At 65.3% G+C, this 19,226-nt stretch carries 19 protein-coding genes; 15 read left to right on the top strand and 4 right to left on the bottom strand.

Annotated features, from left to right (window positions below; genetic code table 11):
* Positions 1–96 precede the first annotated feature (96 nt).
* From nadD to holA, 8 genes are all read left to right on the top strand, one after another.
* Entirely contained in the window at positions 97–810 is a 714-nt protein-coding gene (nadD, locus tag JLZ96_RS18360; protein WP_027497530.1) for a nicotinate-nucleotide adenylyltransferase, read from the top strand.
* Positions 807–1,196 carry a ribosome silencing factor gene (rsfS, locus tag JLZ96_RS18355; RefSeq protein ID WP_027497529.1) on the top strand — a complete coding sequence of 130 codons (390 nt, stop codon included), beginning with the start codon at positions 807–809 and terminating at the stop codon, positions 1,194–1,196. Before nadD ends, rsfS begins: the two co-directional genes overlap by 4 nt.
* Positions 1,193–1,846 carry a histidine phosphatase family protein gene (locus JLZ96_RS18350; RefSeq protein WP_027497528.1) on the top strand — a complete coding sequence of 218 codons (654 nt, stop codon included), beginning with the start codon at positions 1,193–1,195 and terminating at the stop codon, positions 1,844–1,846. Before rsfS ends, JLZ96_RS18350 begins: the two co-directional genes overlap by 4 nt.
* A complete protein-coding gene (gene octT / locus JLZ96_RS18345; RefSeq protein ID WP_201010918.1) occupies positions 1,833–2,585 on the top strand; it encodes a diglucosylglycerate octanoyltransferase in 753 nt (250 codons plus the stop codon). Before JLZ96_RS18350 ends, octT begins: the two co-directional genes overlap by 14 nt.
* A complete protein-coding gene (locus JLZ96_RS18340; RefSeq protein ID WP_032389259.1) occupies positions 2,582–3,430 on the top strand; it encodes a DegV family protein in 849 nt (282 codons plus the stop codon). The genes octT and JLZ96_RS18340 overlap by 4 nt, the downstream gene beginning before the upstream one ends.
* A gap of 107 nt (positions 3,431–3,537) precedes the next feature.
* Entirely contained in the window at positions 3,538–4,494 is a 957-nt protein-coding gene (locus JLZ96_RS18335) for a ComEA family DNA-binding protein (protein WP_081701630.1), read from the top strand.
* Positions 4,491–6,077 carry a ComEC/Rec2 family competence protein gene (locus tag JLZ96_RS18330; RefSeq protein WP_201010917.1) on the top strand — a complete coding sequence of 529 codons (1,587 nt, stop codon included), beginning with the start codon at positions 4,491–4,493 and terminating at the stop codon, positions 6,075–6,077. Before JLZ96_RS18335 ends, JLZ96_RS18330 begins: the two co-directional genes overlap by 4 nt.
* A gap of 56 nt (positions 6,078–6,133) precedes the next feature.
* Positions 6,134–7,105 carry a DNA polymerase III subunit delta gene (gene holA / locus JLZ96_RS18325; RefSeq protein WP_027497523.1) on the top strand — a complete coding sequence of 324 codons (972 nt, stop codon included), beginning with the start codon at positions 6,134–6,136 and terminating at the stop codon, positions 7,103–7,105.
* A gap of 75 nt (positions 7,106–7,180) precedes the next feature.
* Here holA and rpsT read toward each other — a convergent pair whose 3' ends face one another.
* The gene (gene rpsT / locus JLZ96_RS18320) at positions 7,181–7,441 is read right to left on the bottom strand and encodes a 30S ribosomal protein S20 (RefSeq protein WP_027497522.1); all 261 of its coding nucleotides are present in this window, start codon (positions 7,439–7,441) and stop codon (positions 7,181–7,183) included.
* A gap of 355 nt (positions 7,442–7,796) precedes the next feature.
* Here rpsT and JLZ96_RS18315 point away from each other — a divergent pair, with 355 nt between their 5' ends.
* The 3 genes from JLZ96_RS18315 to JLZ96_RS18305 are packed head-to-tail and all read left to right on the top strand — an operon-like array spanning position 7,797 to position 11,167.
* Positions 7,797–9,353: a circularly permuted type 2 ATP-grasp protein gene (locus JLZ96_RS18315; RefSeq protein ID WP_205913094.1), complete on the top strand. Its 1,557-nt coding sequence runs from the start codon at positions 7,797–7,799 to the stop codon at positions 9,351–9,353.
* Positions 9,354–10,328 (top strand): alpha-E domain-containing protein, encoded by a 975-nt coding sequence (locus JLZ96_RS18310; RefSeq protein ID WP_032368183.1) that lies wholly within the window; start codon positions 9,354–9,356, stop codon positions 10,326–10,328.
* Positions 10,325–11,167, top strand: a complete 843-nt coding sequence (locus JLZ96_RS18305) for a transglutaminase family protein (protein WP_196248540.1) — start codon at positions 10,325–10,327, stop codon at positions 11,165–11,167. The genes JLZ96_RS18310 and JLZ96_RS18305 overlap by 4 nt, the downstream gene beginning before the upstream one ends.
* Positions 11,168–11,215: 48 nt before the next feature.
* On the opposite strand, the gene JLZ96_RS18300 is transcribed toward JLZ96_RS18305, so the two are convergent.
* On the bottom strand, positions 11,216–11,785 hold the full coding sequence (locus JLZ96_RS18300) for a type II toxin-antitoxin system PemK/MazF family toxin (RefSeq protein WP_048318614.1): 570 nt from the start codon (positions 11,783–11,785) through the stop codon (positions 11,216–11,218).
* A 148-nt stretch (positions 11,786–11,933) separates the two neighbouring features.
* Here JLZ96_RS18300 and lepA point away from each other — a divergent pair, with 148 nt between their 5' ends.
* Entirely contained in the window at positions 11,934–13,781 is a 1,848-nt protein-coding gene (gene lepA, locus JLZ96_RS18295) for a translation elongation factor 4 (protein WP_374758055.1), read from the top strand.
* A gap of 111 nt (positions 13,782–13,892) precedes the next feature.
* Here lepA and JLZ96_RS18290 read toward each other — a convergent pair whose 3' ends face one another.
* Positions 13,893–15,305 (bottom strand): HNH endonuclease signature motif containing protein, encoded by a 1,413-nt coding sequence (locus tag JLZ96_RS18290; protein WP_201010915.1) that lies wholly within the window; start codon positions 15,303–15,305, stop codon positions 13,893–13,895.
* Between the two features lie 133 nt (positions 15,306–15,438).
* Between JLZ96_RS18290 and JLZ96_RS18285 the strand changes: the two genes are divergently transcribed.
* Positions 15,439–16,446 carry a nitronate monooxygenase gene (locus JLZ96_RS18285; protein WP_201010914.1) on the top strand — a complete coding sequence of 336 codons (1,008 nt, stop codon included), beginning with the start codon at positions 15,439–15,441 and terminating at the stop codon, positions 16,444–16,446.
* A gap of 10 nt (positions 16,447–16,456) precedes the next feature.
* On the opposite strand, the gene JLZ96_RS18280 is transcribed toward JLZ96_RS18285, so the two are convergent.
* Positions 16,457–18,502 (bottom strand): glycoside hydrolase family 15 protein, encoded by a 2,046-nt coding sequence (locus tag JLZ96_RS18280; RefSeq protein WP_236254147.1) that lies wholly within the window; start codon positions 18,500–18,502, stop codon positions 16,457–16,459.
* A 94-nt stretch (positions 18,503–18,596) separates the two neighbouring features.
* Between JLZ96_RS18280 and JLZ96_RS18275 the strand changes: the two genes are divergently transcribed.
* Together JLZ96_RS18275 and JLZ96_RS25250 are read left to right on the top strand one after the other, a co-directional pair.
* Positions 18,597–18,827: a hypothetical protein gene (locus JLZ96_RS18275; protein ID WP_027497514.1), complete on the top strand. Its 231-nt coding sequence runs from the start codon at positions 18,597–18,599 to the stop codon at positions 18,825–18,827.
* A gap of 149 nt (positions 18,828–18,976) precedes the next feature.
* On the top strand, positions 18,977–19,066 hold the full coding sequence (locus tag JLZ96_RS25250) for an Ms4533A family Cys-rich leader peptide (protein WP_310180897.1): 90 nt from the start codon (positions 18,977–18,979) through the stop codon (positions 19,064–19,066).
* Positions 19,067–19,226: the final 160 nt, after the last annotated feature.

The following is a 19,226-nucleotide window of genomic DNA, read 5'->3' as shown; positions in this document are numbered from 1 at the left end:
GGCGTCGCTGCCACGGACGTAGAATCGTCGGTTGTGCAGCACGAATCCGGCCCCGGTGAGGACACGAACACCACGCCGACTCTCCGGTTGGGGGTCATGGGCGGCACTTTCGACCCCATTCACCACGGTCACCTCGTGGCTGCGAGCGAGGTGGCGGCCACGTTCGGTCTGGACGAGGTCATCTTCGTTCCCACCGGGACCCCGTGGCAGAAGGAGGGGCGGTCGGTCAGCCCGGCCGAGGATCGCTACTTGATGACGGTCATCGCCACCGCGTCGAATCCTCGGTTCTCGGTGAGCCGGGTCGACGTCGACCGGGAGAAGTCGACGTACACCGTCGACACCCTGAGGGATCTTCGAGCGCAGCACCCCGATGCCGAGTTGTATTTCATCACCGGTGCCGATGCGCTCGAGTCCATCCTGACGTGGCAGAACTGGGAGGAGCTCTTCGAGCTCGCGAAGTTCGTCGGAGTGACGCGGCCGGGGTTCGAGCTCGGCGTCGATCATCTGGCCAACCATCTACGATCGTTGCCCGCCGACACTCTCACATTGATGGAAATCCCGGCACTCGCGATATCGTCGACGGACTGCCGACGTCGTGCCGGTGAAAATCGGCCGGTCTGGTACCTCGTCCCGGACGGCGTCGTGCAATACATCTCGAAGAGGAACCTCTATCGACCACGGGGCGCGCAGCGCCTCGACGGATCCGTCACCATGTCGGAACCGGCGCCACAGAAGAAGCAACCGGCCGGGTCGGTCACCAGCGCAGTGACCGCGAACCCGAGCCATACGAGTGGGAGTACACCGAAGTGACTGCAACAGCCGAAGCCGCCGAGATGGCGCGTATCGCCGCGCTCGCAGCCGACGACAAACTGGCCAGCGACGTGGTGATCCTCGACGTCTCCGACCAGCTCTACATCACCGATTGCTTCGTGATCGCCTCCGCGCCCAACGAGCGTCAGGTCAACTCGATCGTGGAGAACATCGAGGACCAGCTTCGTGAGGCCGGACACAAGCCGGTGCGTCGCGAGGGTACCCGAGAGGGCCGCTGGGCGCTGCTGGACTACTCCGACATCGTGGTGCACGTCCAGCACAACGAAGAGCGCAACTTCTATGCGCTCGAGCGACTGTGGAAGGACTGCCCGACGATCGAGGTTCCGGGCCTCGGTCAGCATCCGGCACCGGAACCGGAGCAATGATCCGGCGGCTCATCCTGCTTCGCCACGGTCAGACTGACTACAACGCCACCGACCGTATGCAGGGCCAGCTCGATACCGATCTGTCCGAGCTGGGCCGCAGTCAGGCGAAGACGGCTGCGGCCGAATTGGCTGTCCGCGCGCCCATCCGCATCGTCTCGTCCGATCTCAAGCGCGCTCTCGACACTGCGGAAGCTCTCGGGGACGCGGCTGGAGTCCCGGTGTCCACGGACGAGCGGCTGCGGGAGACACATCTCGGCGACTGGCAGGGACTCACCCACACCGAGGTGGACGACATCGCCCCCGGGGCGCGTCCGGCCTGGCGTGCCGACGCAACCGTCGCCCCGCCCGGTGGGGAAAGTCGCATCGACGTTGCGAACCGCAGCGTGCCGCTGGTGCGTGAGCTCCTCGGCGGCGTCCCCGAGTGGGGTGCCGACGGCGACCAGCGACCACTGGTGCTCGTGGCGCACGGAGGGTTGATCGCTGCCCTGACCGCAGCGTTGCTCGCACTGCCGACCGATCGCTGGCCGGTGCTCGGCGGCCTCGCCAACACCAGCTGGGTACAGCTCGGTGCGCACGGACCCGGTGACAACCCGTCCTGGCGGCTCGACGTCTGGAACGCCTCGGCGCGGGTGGCCAGTGACGTCCTCTGAGGAGGCCGCCGCGCGCCCCGTGCTGCTCGTGCTGGCGGACTCGCTGAGCTATTACGGACCCGAGGGCGGGCTGCCGGTCGACGATCCTCGGCTGTGGCCCAATATCGTTGCTGCAGAGCTGGATTGGGATGTCGAGCTGGTAGCCCGCATCGGCTGGACGAGCCGCGATGCGTGGTGGGCTCTGACCCAGGATCCGCGAGTGTGGGCGGTGATACCGCGGGCCGGTGCCGTCGTACTCGGAATCGGCGGCATGGACTCGTTGCCGTCGCCGCTACCGACCGCGTTGCGTGAGCAGATCCGCTACATCCGTCCGCCCGCACTTCGGCGGGTCGTTCGCGCGGGTTATCAAGCGGTGCAGCCGGTCCTGTCGCATCTGGGTTGGCCGGTGGCGCTTCCGCCGCGACTGAGTGTCGACTACCTCGCGCAGACCCGCGCCGCATTGGCCTACGTGCGGCCGGAATTGCCCGTCGTCGGTACCTATCCGTCGGTGCATCGGTGCGACGCCTACGGGCGGGTGCATTCGGGGCGCGAGCCCGCGGTACGAGCGCTGCGTGCCTGGAGCGACGAAAACGGTGTTCCGATGGTCGATCTCGCGGAGGCAGTTCGTCCGAACATCGAGTCCGAGAACGCCAACCCCGACGGAATCCACTGGGGTTGGGATGCACACGTGGCCGTGGCCGACGCAATGCTGACGGTGTTGCGACCGGTGGCAGCGGCGGCAGCGATCCGGCACCCATGACCGTCGCCGTCGTCACCGATTCGTCGTCCTGCCTGCCCGCGTCCATAGCCGCCGAGTGCGGTATCACGGTGGCACCGCTGCATGTGTTGGTGGACGGCGTCGACCATCGTGAGGGTATCGACGAGATTCCCGAACAATCGACCGACGGAAAGCCGGTGACGACCGCGGGGGCGTCTCCGGGCGAGCTGACCGAGGTCTATGCCGCAGCTCTCGAACGCAGTCGCGGGGCGGGCGTCGTCGCACTGCACATCTCCCGGGGCCTGTCGAGCACCTGGGAGGCTGCGCGGCAGGCCGCCGAGCAGATCGGATCGTTGGTGAAGGTTGTCGATTCCGGTTCTGCCGGAATGGGATTGGGCTACCCGGCGCTGGCAGCAGCGTATGCCGCAGCGGGTGGAGCCGGACTCGACGAGGTCTACGACAATGCTGTTCGCAGGTCTGCGTCGTCGAGATGTTTCATCGTCGTCGATCGATTGGATCACCTGCGCCGCGGCGGCCGTATCGGCACTGCCGCAGCCCTGCTCGGTACGGCCCTGGCGATGAAGCCGGTGCTGTACATCAGCGATGGTGCGCTGGTGTTGCGCGAGAAGACGCGAACCTCCTCGAAAGCACTGAGCAAGCTGGTGGACGCGGCAGCTGCCGCGGCGGCCGACATCGGTACGCAATCCGGGGTTGTCGTGGCTGTGCATCATATGCAGTGCGCCGAGCGAGCCGAGGACGTCTCAGCCATGCTGATGGCGCGTATCCCGGACCTGACCAGCGTCGACGTGCTGCCGTTCGGTGCGGTGCTCGGTGCACACGTCGGTCCCGGTGCCGTCGGCGTAGTCGTCGCTCCTGGTCATCGGTAGGGCGTATCGAGCCGCGTCATCCACAGAATCTCGGTTGTGCACAGGGCAGTTCGCGACCACTGTTCGCCCCGGTCAGGTCCGTCCGGAGGGCGCTAGCGTCCTGAGACATGGGCGGCGACGACGATCGGGCACACACGGTGGCACGATTGAATTCCGTGCGGAGGCAGAGTGATTCCGCGCGCGCCGAGCCGCGCCGAGTCGACGAATTCGATGACCCCCAGGGCGAGCCGCCGATCGGGCAACCACAGGCCGGCGTCGTGCATCCCGATCCGGAGTGGCTGCTTCCTGCCGTGCAGCGTCCCGAATCACCATGGTCGTCGTTGCTACCGCAGCGGTGGCGATTCGCGCGGGTGGATCCCGGCCGACCCGGTGTGAAGGCGTTGGCGGCGGCGGGTGTGTTCGTGGTCCTCGTCGCCGGCTTCGCGGTGTTTCGAGATGCGCCGACGCCTGCGCCCGCACCACCACTGGCGGTGGTCTCCACCGACGCCGCCGATGCCCGCGCGCCGGACTCGGCGTTGTCCGAATCCGGATCGTCGAGCCGGCCGCCGGACAGAACGGCCGGCACGGCACCTGTTGCGGAAACAGAACTTGTCGTCAGTGTCGTCGGACTCGTCGCGCATCCCGGTCTCGTTCGGCTGCAACCGGGCTCGCGCATCGCCGACGCCCTGGCCGCAGCGGGAGGGGCTGTGGAGGGTGCCGATCTGTTGGCGCTGAACATGGCAGCTCGGGTGTCGGACGGCGATCAGATCGTCGTGGGGCTGGTACCGGCTCCGGCGGCCCCTCCGGTCAGCGGCACCACATCGGGTCAGGGTGCAGGGCCGGGCGGAGTTGCCGGTTCGACGACGGACCAGGCGGGCCCTGCCGCCGGCGGAGCAGTGGACCTCAATACGGCCACGGTCGCAGAATTGGATGCGCTGCCCGGTGTGGGACCGGTGACGGCAACGTCGATCGTGAGCTGGCGCGACACGAACGGCCGCTTCGTATCGGTCGATCAGCTCGCCGAGGTCGACGGTATCGGCCCGGGCCGGCTCACCAAGATTCGCGACCTGGTCCGAGTCTCGTGACCGGGGTGCCGTCGTCGACGGACTCCGAGGAACCAGTTCCTTTCGACATCCGCCTGATTCCGGCGGCAGCGGCATCCTGGTCGATCACTGCGACCGGTATTCTCGCCGGTCCGAGCGCGGCGGTGAAGGCCACGGTGGTGACGTGCGCGATCGTGGTGCTGGGAGCCGTTGTGCTGCAGAGGATCTCGAAGGGTCGAGCGGACACCGCGAGACACGTGTGGTCCGGGGCGGCCGCGGTGATCGTCGTGGCGTTGTGTTTCGGCGGTGCGATCTGGCTCCAGATGCGCTCGGTGGCGGAGCATCCAGTGGCTGCGGCCGCGCAGAATCGGGCATGGATCACGGCAGTAGTCGACATCGAAGAAGACCCGCGACGTCTGCCCGCGTCCGGGCCGCCGACGGTGATGTTGCAGGCGGAGATGACCCGCGTCGATGTCGGTGGCGAGGCGCTCTACGTCGGCGGCCGGGTATCGATCGTGGCACCGGAGTCGACATGGTCGGCACTGCTTCCGGGCCAGCAGATCACGGTCCGGGGCCGGCTCGGGGTACCCACCAGGTCCGATATGACCGTGGCCGTCATCCGAACGACCGGTCCGCCGGTGGCAGTAGGTGAGCCCGGACCGGTCTCATCGGCGGCGGGCTCGTTTCGCTCGAATCTGGCAGATGTGGCGCAGAATTCGCTCCCGTCGGACCGGGCAGGTCTACTGCCGGGCCTCGTCGTGGGCGATGTCTCACGATTGGACGAGCAGGTAGTCGAGAACTTCCGAGCCGCGGGCTTGACGCATCTGACGGCGGTGTCGGGTGCGAACTTCGCGATCCTGATCGGTGCCGTGCTGTTGGTGTTGCGCGGCATAGGGATAGGGCCTCGCGCCACCGTCACGATTGCCTTCGTCGTTCTGATCGCCTTCGTCGTCGTGGCCCGACCGTCCCCGAGCGTGTTGCGCGCCGCAGTGATGGGGTCGATCGGTTTGCTGGCATTGGTGACCGGCAGACGGAAGCAAGCGGTCCCGGCCTTGTGCGGCGCGGTGTTGGTACTACTCGGGTGGTGGCCGCGGCTCGCCGTGGACGTCGGATTCGTGTTGTCGGTGTTCGCCACCGCGGGGCTGGTGCTGGTGGCACCGATCTGGGTGGACTGGCTGCGGGCCCGAGGATGGCCCAGGGCAGCTGCGGAGGTGGTGGCGGTCGCCGCGGCGGCCCACGTGGTGACGGCACCCGTCGTCGCGGCAATGGCGGGAACGTTCAGCGTGGTGGGTGTGGTTGCGAACGTACTGGTCTCGCCGGTGGTCGCTCCCATCACCGTGGTGGGCATCGTGACTGCGGTGTTGGCTGTGGTCAGCACCTCGTTGGCCGACGTGACGGCGCAGCTGGCGTCGGCACCGTTGTGGTGGTTGATCACGGTGGCCGAGCGTGCCGCGTCGGTGCCGGCAGCATCGGTCGTCGTTCCGGAGGGTGTCCGTGGAATCGCGGCGGCGATCGTCGGCACTGTCGTGCTCCTGGGCGCGCTGCGATGGGCGTTGTTCCGTTGGGTGTCGGCCACGTTCGCGATTGCACTTCTGGCGCTGTGGACGGCCCATGTCGTGTGGTGAGTGACGGTCCGAAGCGGATGTCCGTGGTGTCGGCGGCGCATGGCACGATCATGGTCGTGACTTCGAGTGTGGCTCCTCTGCATCTGGTACTCGGCGACGAGGAACTACTGATGGATCGTGCGGTGGCCGCGATCGTGACGCAGGTGCGTGCGAATGCGGCGATCCCGGGGGAGGACCTCCCGGTGACCCGGCTGCGGACCGGTGACGCAAGTGCTCCCGAGCTCGCCGAACTGCTGAGTCCGTCTCTGTTCGCCGAAGACCGTGTCGTCGTACTCGAGGCGGCGGCCGAGGCCGGCAAGGATGCAGTCGCTCTGGTGCTCGACGCGGCTACCGATCCACCCGAGGGTGCCGTCGTGGTGGTCATGCATTCCGGCGGCGGCCGCGCCAAAGCGATGGTCGGTGCCCTCCAGAAATGCGGGGCTCAGGTCCACGAATGCGTCAAGCTCACCAAACCGGCCGAGCGGATCGATTTTGTCCGGGGCGAGTTTCGCGCGGCGGACGTCCGCGTCAGCGGCGAGGTGATCGAGGCTGTCGTCGAGTCCGTCGGTAACGAACTCCGCGAATTGGCCTCGGCGTGTTCACAGTTGGTCTCCGACACCGGAGGCAAAGTCGATCTGGCCGCCGTGCGTCGGTACTACTCGGGCAAGGCGGAGGTATCGGGATTCGACGTCGCGGACAAGGCCGTCATCGGTGATCGAGCCGGCGCTCTCGAAGCCTTGCGGTGGGCGATGCACCGGGGAGTGGCCCACGTTCTTCTCGCGGATGCGCTCGCCGATGCCGTGCGCACAATCGCGCTCGTCGGCTCGGCCGGTCGCGGTGACCCGTTCCGGATGGCAGGCGAACTGGGAATGCCGCCCTGGAAGATCAAGAAGGCGCAGGGCCAAGCGCGCGGCTGGAACGGCCGCTCGATAGCGCAGGCCCTGCGCGTGGTGGCGCAGCTGAACGCCGACGTCAAAGGCCAAGCAGCGGACGCGGACTACGCGGTGGAGCGAGCTGTCGCCGAGGTCGCCTCGTTGGGTGACCGCTAGCGGGGTGCCCGGCGCACGACAAAGCCCGCTGCGTCCTCATCGGATGCAGCGGGCTCGATCGAGCTCAGTACGAGATCAGAGCTTGTTGACTGCGAGAGCCAGTGCCGACTTCTTGTTGGCGGCCTGGTTCTTGTGGATGACGCCCTTGCTGGCGGCCTTGTCGAGCTTGCGGCCGGCATCGAGGAGAATCTCGGAAGCCTTGTCCTTGTCGCCCGCAGCCTGTGCCTCGCGGAACGAGCGGATGACGGTGCGAAGGGAGGACTTCACCGACTGGTTGCGCAGGCGTGCACGCTCGTTGGTGAGAATCCGCTTCTTCTGGGACTTGATATTGGCCACGCGTAAAATCCTTGTCGTCTTCGTCGGTATTCCGGTCAGGGCGATCCATGCTGGAATGCCCGAAGTCTGCTGCTGAGCGTTGAGCCCTGCGCCGAAGATCGAGAATACCAGCACAGGACGGCAGAACCCAATCCGGCGTCGCCCTCCACAGCCGTTTCAAGAATTTAACGCTTCTACCGCGCCTAACTCCTGTCTCTGTAGCAACATTGCCAGGATGAGTCCGCGATCGGCAACGCATGCCGCCTCCAAGGCCAAAGCGACCAGAACGAAGTCAGCGGATCGTGTCGAACCCGATGCAGACGGGGTGTTCGGGGGGTACTCCGACGTCGGAAAGTACAGCCTCGCCTTCGACGAGATGTTCGACTCGGACGGTCGTACTCGAACGCCGTACAAAGGAATCCACACGGCGCTCGCCCCGGCGAACGCCGTGGACCTGGACGCCAGATCGGATGCGCTCGGACGCGCGTTCGTCGACCAGGGCATCACGTTCTCGCTGTCCGGCCAAGAACGCCCGTTCCCGCTCGATCAGGTGCCCCGCGTCATCGCAGCAGGGGAGTGGTCGCGTCTCGAACGCGGCATCAAGCAGCGCGTTAAGGCTCTCGAGATGTTTCTCGCCGACATCTACGGAGACCAGGAAATCCTGCGGGACGGCGTCGTTCCGAAACGCCTGATCACGTCGTGCGAGCACTTCCACCGTGAGGCCGTCGGCATCACCCCGCCCAACGGCGTACGTATCCACGTTGCCGGAATCGACCTCGTGCGCGACGCGCAGGGCACGTTCCGTGTCCTCGAAGACAACCTGCGCTCACCCTCGGGCGTCTCCTACGTCATGGAGAACCGCCGGACCATGGCCCGGGTGTTCCCGGACCTGTTCGCCAGTCACCGCGTGCGTGCCGTCGGCGACTACGCCTCGCATCTGCTGCGGGCACTGCGCGCATCGGCCGCCCTCAACGAGGCCGACCCGACCGTGGTGGTTCTCACTCCGGGCGTGGCGAACTCGGCGTACTTCGAGCACTCGCTGCTCGCTCGGCTGATGGGCGTCGAGCTCGTCGAAGGTCGAGACCTGTTCTGCCGAGACAACATCGTCTACATGCGCACCACCGAGGGTGAGCGTCAGGTCGATGTCATCTACCGACGAATCGACGACGACTATCTCGACCCCATGCAGTTCCGTCCCGACTCGGTGCTGGGAGTAGCAGGTCTGGTCAACGCCGCCCGCGCAGGCAACGTCGTCATCTCGAGTGCCGTCGGAAACGGCGTCGGCGACGACAAGCTCGTCTACACCTACGTTCCCACCATCATCGACTACTACATGGGCGAGAAGCCGCTGCTGGCCAACGTCGACACGTTCCGGTGCTGGCTCGACGACGAGTGCGAGGAAGTCCTCGACCGCATCGACGAACTGGTGATCAAGCCGGTGGAAGGTTCTGGCGGCTACGGCATCGTCTTCGGACCCGACGCCTCGCCGAAGGAACTCGCCACCATCAGCAAGAAGGTCCGCGCGGATCCGCGCGGCTGGATCGCCCAGCCCGTCGTACAGCTCTCGACGGTGCCGACGAAGATCGGCGATCGCTTGGTACCCCGCCACGTCGACCTGCGGCCGTTCGCGGTCAACGACGGCGACGACGTCTGGGTGTTGCCCGGCGGACTGACCCGAGTGGCGTTGCCGGAGGGGTCCCTGGTGGTGAACTCCAGCCAGGGCGGTGGCAGCAAGGACACCTGGGTGCTCGCCACTCGGACCTCTCAGGAGGAGCAGGAACTTGCCGGCGACGAGATCGTCAGCGTTCCGCCGGAGTCACCGATGGCCGAACAAGGCCCGGAGCTGACGATGGACCAACAAATGAATCAGCAGCAGCAGCAGCAGCAACAGCAGCAGGCAACGAACTCGGACTCGAACGGCGGTGGACAGTAAATGCTCGCGCGCAACGCAGAGTCGCTCTACTGGATCGGGCGGTATGTGGAGAGAGCGGATGACACGGCCCGCATTCTCGATGTCACCGTCCACCAACTTCTCGAAGACGCCACAGTCGATCCCGACCACACTTCGCGAGTGTTGTTGCGAGTGCTCGGTTTCCAGCACGAGCCGGACGTCTCGCTCGACGTGTGGTCGCTTACCGAGGTCGTCGCCTTCAGCCGCGACGGATTGGGTTCGATCGTGGACTCACTGTCGAGTGCGCGCGAGAACGCCCGAGGTGCGCGTGAAGTCACGTCCAGTGAGATGTGGGAGTGCTTGAACACCACGTACAACGGATTGAACGAGCGCATCAGGGCGTCCAAGCGCACCGGCCCGGCCGAGTTCTTCAGCTACATCGAGGAGCGCGCCGCGATGTTCGCCGGTCTCGCGGACTCCACCCTCAGCCACGACGACGGCTACCGCTTTCTCCTGCTCGGTCGCTCGGTCGAGCGCATCGACATGATCGTTCGGTTGTTGCTCTCGCGAGCCGGTGACCGGCCGTCGTCGCCGGCTTGGGTCACTGTGCTTCGCTCGGCCGGTGCCCACGACACCTACCTGCGCACCTACCGCGGCGCGCTCGATGCCCAGCGAGTACTGGAATTCATGTTGTTGGACAGACTCTTTCCGCGTTCGGTGTTCTACGCACTGACCGAGGCGGAACGGTCTCTCGACCAGCTCGATCATCAGCCGAACAGTCGCGTCGGTGCCCGCGCCGAGGCGCAGCGCCTACTCGGTCGCGCTCGAAGTGAGCTCGAATTCCTGCGTCCCGGTGCAATTCTCGAGGACCTGCAGGATCGGCTGCTGGCATTGCAGGAAACCTGCCGCGAACTCGGCGAGGCGATCTCGAAGCAGTACTTCCATGCCGCGCCGTGGGTGGCGTGGACCGATGCCGGGTCCGGCACATACGAAGATCAATTGGAAGGTGAACTGTGAGCTGGCGTATGCGTGTCGTGCACACCACGGGCTATCAGTACGACGCACCGGTGACGTCGTCGTACAACGAGGCTCGACTGACGCCGCGAAGTGACAACCGGCAGAACGTCATTCTGAACCGAGTCGAGACCAACCCGGTGACCCGCTCCTACCGGTACACCGACTACTGGGGAACGGCGGTGACGGCATTCGACCTGCACGCGCCGCACACCGAGCTCGAGGTGACCGGTTCGTCGGTGGTCGAGACCGACCCCTTCGTCTACCCCGACGAGAACGCCTCATGGGAGGAGCTGGCCAGCGACCCGATCACCGACCGCTTCAACGAGGTGCTCGACAACACCGAGTACGTGCCGAAGAACAGGCAACTCGCGTCGGTCGCGAAAAAGCTGTCGAAGGGTCTGCCGCCGCAGGAATCGGTCGTCGAGATCTCCAACTGGGTCAACCAGGAGATGTCGTACGTTCCCGGTACCACCGGTGTGCACACCTCGGCGGTGGAGGCCTGGTCGGAGAAGAAGGGTGTGTGTCAGGACTACGCCCACCTGACGCTGCTGATGCTGCGCAGCGTCGGCATCCCCAGCCGGTACGTCTCGGGCTACCTGCACCCGAAGAAACAGGCCGCGATCGGTGCGACGGTGGAAGGCCAGAGCCACGCCTGGATCGAGGCCTGGACCGGGGCGTGGTGGGGCTACGACCCCACCAACGCCATCGCCGTCAACGAGCAGCACGTGTCGGTCGGACTCGGCCGTGATTACGCCGACGTCCCGCCGCTCAAGGGCATCTTCTCCGGCGGCGGTTCGACGGCTCTCGACGTGGTCGTGGAGATCACGCGGCTGGCCTAGCGTCGTGCGCGTTTTGCGTACCCAGGGATACGCAAAACGCGCACGAGGTCAGTTCCAGCCGTAGTCCCGACGCAACCGATCTGCCACGGACTCGAACTGAGCTCTACCGAGGATTGCGCCTTCGCGACGAATGCCGTCCTCGGGCACATCGAGAACTCGGTCCAGACGAATCCAGCTCGGTCGCCCCTCGGCGTCCCACGCGCCGGATCCGATCGACTGCCAGTCGCGGTCGCCGTCGCGGCTGCTCTGGCTCGACAGCATCAGACCGAGCAGATCGTTGCCCTCGCGCCCGATGACCAGCACCGGGCGGTCCTTGCCCTGAGTGGCGTCTTCCTCGTAGGTGACCCAGGTCCAGACGATCTCACCCGGATCGGCCTTACCGTCCAGATCGGGGGAGTACTCGACGGTCCGCGCCCGTTGGGCGGTCGGCCTGGTCTGCGATGCCACCGGACGGCCGGGGCGAGGTGCAGGAGCCGGTGTGCGCGACGCGCTTCCGGAGATCGCGTCCTTGCCCTTCTGCAGCGCACCGGAGTTCTGTAGTTGACGCAGTAGCCGCGGGCCCTCGCGCATCGCGATCTTGCCCAGTTCCTTGCCGAATCTGCTCCAGTTGCCAGCCATGCGGCGAGTGTAGCCACGGCGGCAGCGCTACAAACCGCCCTGACTCACCGGGGGACCAGCCACGACGGACAGCCGGGGACGGCGCACCGTTCCGCTCGTGGGACGATAGGGAAACCCGTTCGCTCATTTCGAACACGCCAGCCGAAGGATACGAGTGCCCAGCTTCGCCGACACGACGTTCACCGATCCGTCCAGGATCAGGAACTTCTGCATCATCGCCCACATCGACCACGGAAAGTCGACGCTGGCAGACCGGATGTTGCAGCTCACCGGCGTCGTCGACGACCGGTCGATGCGTGCGCAGTATCTGGACCGGATGGACATCGAGCGCGAACGCGGCATCACCATCAAGGCGCAGAACGTGCGTCTGCCCTGGGTCGTCGACGGCGAAGAATTCGTTCTGCACCTCATCGACACACCCGGCCACGTCGACTTCACGTACGAGGTGTCCCGCGCGCTCGAAGCGTGTGAAGGTGCTGTCTTGCTCGTCGACGCTGCTCAAGGCATCGAGGCGCAGACGCTGGCGAACCTCTACCTGGCTCTCGACAAAGAGCTCATTATCATCCCCGTGCTCAACAAGATCGACCTGCCTGCTGCCGACCCGGATCGTTACGCCGCCGAAATCGCGCACATCATCGGATGCGAGGCCGACGACGTGCTGCGGGTGTCCGGCAAGACCGGAGTAGGCGTCGAGGAACTGCTCAACGAGGTCGTCAAGCTGGTGCCGGCTCCGGTCGGCAACCCGGACGGGCCTGCCCGCGCGATGATCTTCGACTCGGTCTACGACACCTACCGAGGCGTCGTCACCTACGTCCGAGTGGTCGACGGCGCACTCAACCCTCGTGAGAAGGTCACGATGATGTCGACCGGCTCGACGCACGAGTTGCTCGAAGTCGGCATCGTGTCGCCGGACCCGAAGGCCACGAAGGGTCTGGGCGTCGGCGAGGTGGGGTACCTGATCACCGGCGTCAAGGACGTCCGTCAGTCCAAGGTCGGCGATACCGTCACCACGTTCCGCAAGGGTGCTACCGAGCCGCTGACCGGTTACCGCGAGCCACGGCCGATGGTCTACTCGGGCCTTTACCCACTCGACGGCTCCGACTACCCGGACCTGCGCGACGCCCTCGAAAAGCTTCAGCTCAACGACGCGGCCCTGACCTACGAGCCGGAGACCTCCGTGGCTCTCGGATTCGGCTTCCGCTGCGGCTTCCTGGGGTTGCTGCACATGGAGATCACCCGCGAGCGGCTCGAGCGTGAATTCAACCTCGACTTGATCTCGACCTCGCCGAACGTCGTTTACCGCGTCGAGATGGAAGACGGTGCCGAGCACATCGTCACCAACCCGTCGTACTGGCCCGAGGGCAAGGCGCGGGAAGTGTTCGAGCCCATGGTCAAGTGCACCATCATTTCGCCGAGCGAGTTCATCGGTTCCATCATGGAGCTGTGTCAGGGACGACGAGGCGAGCTCGGCGGTATGGACTACCTTTCGGAGACTCGTGTCGAACTGCGCTACACGATTCCGATGGCCGAGATCATCTTCGACTTCTTCGACATCCTGAAGTCTCGTACTCGTGGATACGCCAGCCTCGACTACGAGGAGATCGGCGAGCAGAGCGGTGCGCTGGTGAAGGTCGACATCCTGCTGCAGGGCGAGGCCGTCGACGCCTTCAGCGCGATCGTCCACAAGGACGCCGCTGCGGCCTACGGCAACAAGATGACGACCAAGCTGAAGGAACTGATTCCGCGGCAGCAGTTCGAGGTGCCGATTCAGGCTGCTATCGGATCTCGCATCATCGCCCGCGAGAACATCCGCGCCATCCGTAAGGACGTGCTTGCCAAGTGCTACGGCGGCGACATCAGCCGTAAGCGCAAGCTGCTCGAGAAGCAGAAGGAAGGCAAGAAGCGAATGAAGACCATTGGACGGGTCGAAGTTCCGCAGGAAGCCTTCGTGGCGGCACTGTCCTCGGAGTCCTCGTCGGACAAGCCGAAGAAGTAGGGACGGGACTTCCGCTCTCTGAAATCGTTGTAACGCAACCTTTCCGGCCCCGCACCGTGTTCTCGGTGCGGGGCTGGTGTGTTTGTGTGGGGCTGGTGCGTTTGCGCGGGCTTATGCGATGTGGGGGCCTGCTCGGGCGTGGGATGGTCTGGGTTGTCGGTAGGGGTCGACGGATGCCGGGGGTACGAACCAGGGGTGTTGATCGGTGCCGATGAACACTTCCCAGTCGGAGTGGTGGATGAGTCGGTGATGAAACCCGCACAGGAGGACGAGGTTGTTCATGTCGGTGGGGCCGCCGTCGGCCCAATGCCAGATGTGGTGGCCTTCGGTCCAGGCGGCGGGTTTGCCGCAGCCCGGGAACGCGCAGCCGTGATCGCGGGCAGTCAATGCGCGTTTCTGTTTGGCGGTGACGGTCCGGGCGGTGCGGGCGAGGTTGAGTGGGTTGCCGTTCTCGTCCATGACGATGGCGGTGAGGAGGCAATCGCAGGCCAGTTGTCGGGAGGTGTTGCGGGAGAGGGGTCCCATCCACGGTAGCCACCCGACCGACGTGCCGTCACCGAAGAGATCCCGATACGCGCTCCGGTTCGCGGTCGGGCTATCGGACTCGCCCCGGGGATCCGCCTCGCCCCGGCGATCGGACTCGTCCGTGTCGGGGTGGATCGGGTTTCCGGTGTCGAGGTCAACCGGATCGGCTGGATCTGTCTCGTATTCTGCTGCGGCGCGGGTCGTTTCGTCGTCGGTGATGTCGCTGTTGTTCTGGCTGCTCTGGCTTTGGAGGTCCTGTAGCCGGACGTGCAGGTTAACGTGTGGTTTTTCGCCGCCTTCGGTGGGGCGATTCGAGGTGGCGAGGTAGCGGTCGAGGATGTGTCCGAAGGCGTCGGCTCGTCTCTTGGCGGGGCTGCGGCCGTCTGGGGTGCCGTCGGCTGCGGGGTGGGGTTCGGTCAGGGGCGAGAGTGCGGTGAGCAGCTTCTCGCCGGTGATCGCATCGAAATCACCTTTCAACACCAGCCGCCCGTTCAAGGTCTTCGAGGCGAAGAGTTCGTTGCGGTCCGTGTCTTCGGCGGGTGGCTTCTTACCGCCGAAGGTGTCCTGCAACTTGGTGATGGCTGCGCGGATGCGGTCGGTGCGGGCTTCGGGGCCGGATGCGGCGGCGATCATGGCAGTACGGGCGAGATCGCGGCCCTCTTGGGGGAGGTTTTTCGGGGGTGTTTCGGCGAAGGTGAGGATCAGGGCGGCGTGGTCGATGGTCATCACGCCGGTGTTGACGGCGTCGGCGATGTCGGGGAAGTTCTTCATGCCGCGGGCGAGGGCGACGATCTTGGTGGCTTTGGATGGTGAGAGAAGGGTGGTGGAGGTCAGCCAGCCGGCGGGTCCGGGGAACCCGAGCTTCTCTCGGCTCACGCGGGTGTCGATGTCGGCGACGAGGGCGATGCGCCGGGCTTCGAGCAGTTGGATCCGGTGGGAGACATCAGCAGCGTCGGCGAGGAGTTCTGCCTCGCTCAGTTGCCAGATCTCCGTGGTCATGGAGATAAGTGTATCGAACGGGTGTTCGATGCACAATGATGATGCAATCGAAAACTATTGCTGTGCAAAAGGATTCGGGAAGTGGAAGGTGTCGGTGGTCCGTGATATCGCTCGGAGAGTACATTTCGAATCTGTGACGACGCCGATCCTGAAGAAATTGCGTGTTCCCGTTGTCGGTGCGCCCATGGCGGGCGGTCCGAGTACTCCCGAGCTCGCCCGGGCTGTGTCCGAGGCCGGCGGACTCGGAATGATCGCCGGCGCGTTGCTGACGCCGGATGCCTTTGCCGCGCAAATAGATTCGATGCGAGGTCTGGTGTTCGGGGTCAATCTTTTCCTACCCGAGGAGCCGTCGGGCGCGGATGTCGACTCCTACGCCCGGCATTTGGCATCGTGGTTCGAGCGATTCGACGCCGAACCCGGCGTGCTGAAACGCCGCGACGATTACTACCCGGGGAAATTCGCCTGGCTGCTTGCCCATCCGGTGCCGGTGGTGTCGAGTACTTTCGCCACCTTCGATGCCGACGAGGTTGCCCAGCTGCATTCGGTGGGAACCGAAGTGTGGGCAACGGTAGCAACCGCCTCCGATGCGTCGATCGCCACCGCGAACGGTGTGGACGCACTGGTGGTGCAGGGTCCCGAGGCGGGCGGACACCGAGGCACGTTCGACGGATCGGCCCCGGAAGAGCCGTTGACGGAGTTACTGGTCGGCGTACGTGAAATTTCGGATTTGCCCAGAATCGCGGCGGGCGGGCTCATGGACGGCAACGACATTGCGCCGCTGCTGGATTCGGGTGCCGCGCATGCAGCCCAGCTGGGTACCGCGTTTCTGAACACTCCCGAGGCAGGAACGAAGCCCGTGCACCGCGAGCAGCTGGCCAGTGCGTCGGGTACCGCCGTGACGAAGGCGTTTTCGGGCCGTCCTGCGCGGGGCTTGGTGAACGAGTTCATGCGCGAGAACTCCGACGCCGCCCCGCTGGCGTACCCCGATCTGCACTATCTGACCGCGCCGATGCGCGCGAAGGCCGCAGCTGCGGGTGACCCGTCGGGACTGTCGATGTGGGCCGGGACCGGCTATCGCCGCGCTCAGGCGAAACCGGCGGCCGAGCTGGTCGCCGAATGGGCGAGACAACTCGGCCGCTGAACCAGACAGCTCAGGGGTTGGCGTGGGCGGGCTGGAAGTGTCCCGATGCCTGCGCTTCCTCTGCTCGGATGACGTGCACCACGGCGTTGATCAACGCCAAGTGCGTGAATGCTTGCGGAAAGTTGCCGAGATGACGGCCGGTGCGATGGTCGATCTCTTCGGCGTACAGCTTGAGCGGGCTCGCGTAGGCAAGCAGTCGTTCGCACAGGTGCTTGGCGCGCGGGAGTTCGTCGATCTCCACCAGGGCGGACACGAGCCAGAACGAGCAGATCGTGAACGTGCCTTCCTCGCCGGACAAACCGTCGTCCGTGGTGTCGGTTCGATAGCGCAGAACCAAGCCGTCCTCGGTCAACTCGTCGGCGATGGCGAGCACTGTGGCACGAATGCGTTCGTCGTCGGCCGGCAGAAATCGCAGGAGGGGTGCGAGTAGCAACGACGCGTCCAGAGAGGGATCTCCGTACCGCTGCGTCAGCACGCCGCGCGAGTCCGCGCCGTTGTCGAGGATGTCGGCCTTGATCTCGTCGGCGATTTCGTTCCACTTGGTCGAGTAGTCCTTCTCGCCGTGGATATCGGCGAGCTTCGCACCGCGATCGAGCGCAACCCAACACATCAGCTTCGAGGACGTGAAGTGCTGGGGCTCACCGCGTACCTCCCAGATGCCACGGTCGGGTTTGCGCCAGTTCGCGATCGCTTCCTCGACCTGCCGCTTGAGCAGAGGCCACAGGAACTCCGGGACGTGTTCACGCGACTTGACGTGCAAGTACACCGAGTCGAGCATGGTGCCCCAGATGTCGTGCTGCTCTTGGTCGTAGGCACCGTTGCCGATACGTACCGGTCGGGCGCCGTCGTACCCGGACAAGTGCGGTAGTTCGGCCTCGTCGAGGGTCTTCTCACCGCCGATGCCGTACATCACCTGAAGCGGGTTGACCTCCCCGTCTGCACTGGTGGCTACATCGGACATGAAGGCGAAGAAGTCGTTGGCCTCACGGTCGAGCCCGAGCGTGTACAGACCCCACAGAGCGAATGTCGAGTCGCGGACCCAGGTGTAGCGATAGTCCCAATTGCGTTCCCCACCAGGTGTTTCGGGTAGCGACGTGGTCGACGCGGCGAGCAGTGCTCCCGTGGGTGCGTAGGTCAGTCCTTTGAGGGTCAGAGCGCTGCGCTGGAGGTAGCCGCGCCACGGATGATCGGGGAATCGGCCGATCGTGATCCACTGCCGCCAGCATTCGGAGGTCTGCCACATCTTGCTGGCCGCTTCCTCGAACGTCTGCGGTGCGGGAAGATCGGACCACGACAGCGCGACGAAGATGTTGTCGCCCTCCGTCATTCGGGTTCGCGCGCGTGCTTCGCGGCCCTCGATGCCGATCCGAAGATTGGTGGTCAATTTCAGGGTGGGCTGGTCGCCGTCGGCGCTCGCCTCGCAGGTCGCGGTGGTCTCCTCGTACACCTTGCCGGTGTACTCCCATGTCGCGGGTGCCCGATGGTAGTCGAAGGCGGGCTCGCAGCTCATCTCCAATTCGACTGTGCCGCTGACACATTTGATGGTTCGGAGCAAGATGTGCTCGGCATCCCAGTCGCTCGGTGCGCGCTTGTGAGTTCGAGAACGCTGGTCGGTGTTGTGCCAGGGGCCCATCACCAACGCGTCACGCACGATGAGCCACCCGGTCTCGGTCTGCCAGGTCGTCTCCACGATGAGGCCGCCGGGCAGGTATCGACGGGCGGCGGGTACCGACTGTCCGTACGGCCCGACGCGGAAGTGGCCCGCGCTTCGATCGAGGACGGCACCGAAAATACTGGGGGAGTCCGGCCGCGGTACACACATCCATTCGACGGAGCCGTTTCGGGCGATGAGGCACGTCGTCTCGCAGTCCGAGAGAAATGCGTAGTCGTCGATGGGCGGAAACGCGCTGCGGTAGGAGACCAACGTGGACACCGGCGCATCGGTGCTGCCCAACGCACCTTGGACTTCCGTTCCGCCCAGGCCTGGATGTCCTGAGCCCATGGCCGGCTCCTCGGCGACCGGGGGCACGGGCGAAACCTCATCGAATGCCGTCATGGCGTAATCATCGACCGATCCGTGGCAGCCGTCCACTGAGAGGCCGTACTCGGCGTGGCGCGGCTCAGGTGGAGCCCTGGTTTAAGCTGCGAGGATGGAATCGTTCGCGCGGTGGTGGGACGGCGTCGAGCTGTGGGTGACGGGCCTTCCGTTCGTTCCGCAGTCGGTGGTCGTCCTCGCAGTGCTCGTTCCGGTTGCGTTCGTCTCGGCTCGGGTGTTCGATCGCGTGCTGGCAGTGATCCTGCGCGTGTTGGGCCGTGACGCCAGCGCAGCACGCGAGGCCGAGCTCTCGGCCTCGACGTCTACGACGAAGGATGGACTGTAATGCCGCGGTCTCGGGTGACATGGGCTCTGATCGCGCTGCTGGCGTTGGTCGTCATCGCGTGGTTGATCACTCGCTGACACGCGCCCGTCGTGCACATGCACGACTCCTCTGATTAGAGTCGGTCCGGAACCTCTGCTAGATTCCTGACCGTGTCTTCTGCCGCCGAGTACCGCGTCCGCCACCAGTTGGCGTTGATTGCTGTCGGCATGCTGGCAGTCGCCGATATCGACTGTTGTTGATTCTTTCCTTCGCGAATCGGTTTCGTCGATCCACTGTCGCCGCGTAGCGCAGTGTGTCCGCACGACGGACCGGAGTCCGTGCCGCCAGTTCGCTGCTTCGCCGGCCGGGTCCTGACTGCTACGGCGCTCAGCGCGAATCTCCTTGCGTGTCTTGTGTTCT

Origin of the sequence: Rhodococcus sp. NKCM2511 (assembly GCF_014905595.1) — a bacterium.
GTDB lineage: Bacteria > Actinomycetota > Actinomycetes > Mycobacteriales > Mycobacteriaceae > Rhodococcoides > Rhodococcoides fascians.
This window is presented reverse-complemented; position numbering and strand designations above follow the sequence as displayed.

Coding starts and splice junctions, on each gene's coding strand:
- JLZ96_RS18290 (WP_201010915.1), bottom strand. CDS start 15,305: ATGACCACGGAGATCTGGCAACTGAGCGAGGCAGAACTCCTCGCCGAC.
- JLZ96_RS18280 (WP_236254147.1), bottom strand. CDS start 18,502: ATGACGGCATTCGATGAGGTTTCGCCCGTGCCCCCGGTCGCCGAGGAG.
- JLZ96_RS18275 (WP_027497514.1), top strand. CDS start 18,597: ATGGAATCGTTCGCGCGGTGGTGGGACGGCGTCGAGCTGTGGGTGACG.
- JLZ96_RS18335 (WP_081701630.1), top strand. CDS start 3,538: ATGGGCGGCGACGACGATCGGGCACACACGGTGGCACGATTGAATTCC.
- nadD (WP_027497530.1), top strand. CDS start 97: ATGGGCGGCACTTTCGACCCCATTCACCACGGTCACCTCGTGGCTGCG.
- JLZ96_RS18350 (WP_027497528.1), top strand. CDS start 1,193: ATGATCCGGCGGCTCATCCTGCTTCGCCACGGTCAGACTGACTACAAC.
- JLZ96_RS18340 (WP_032389259.1), top strand. CDS start 2,582: ATGACCGTCGCCGTCGTCACCGATTCGTCGTCCTGCCTGCCCGCGTCC.
- JLZ96_RS18315 (WP_205913094.1), top strand. CDS start 7,797: ATGTTCGACTCGGACGGTCGTACTCGAACGCCGTACAAAGGAATCCAC.
- JLZ96_RS18310 (WP_032368183.1), top strand. CDS start 9,354: ATGCTCGCGCGCAACGCAGAGTCGCTCTACTGGATCGGGCGGTATGTG.
- JLZ96_RS18300 (WP_048318614.1), bottom strand. CDS start 11,785: ATGGCTGGCAACTGGAGCAGATTCGGCAAGGAACTGGGCAAGATCGCG.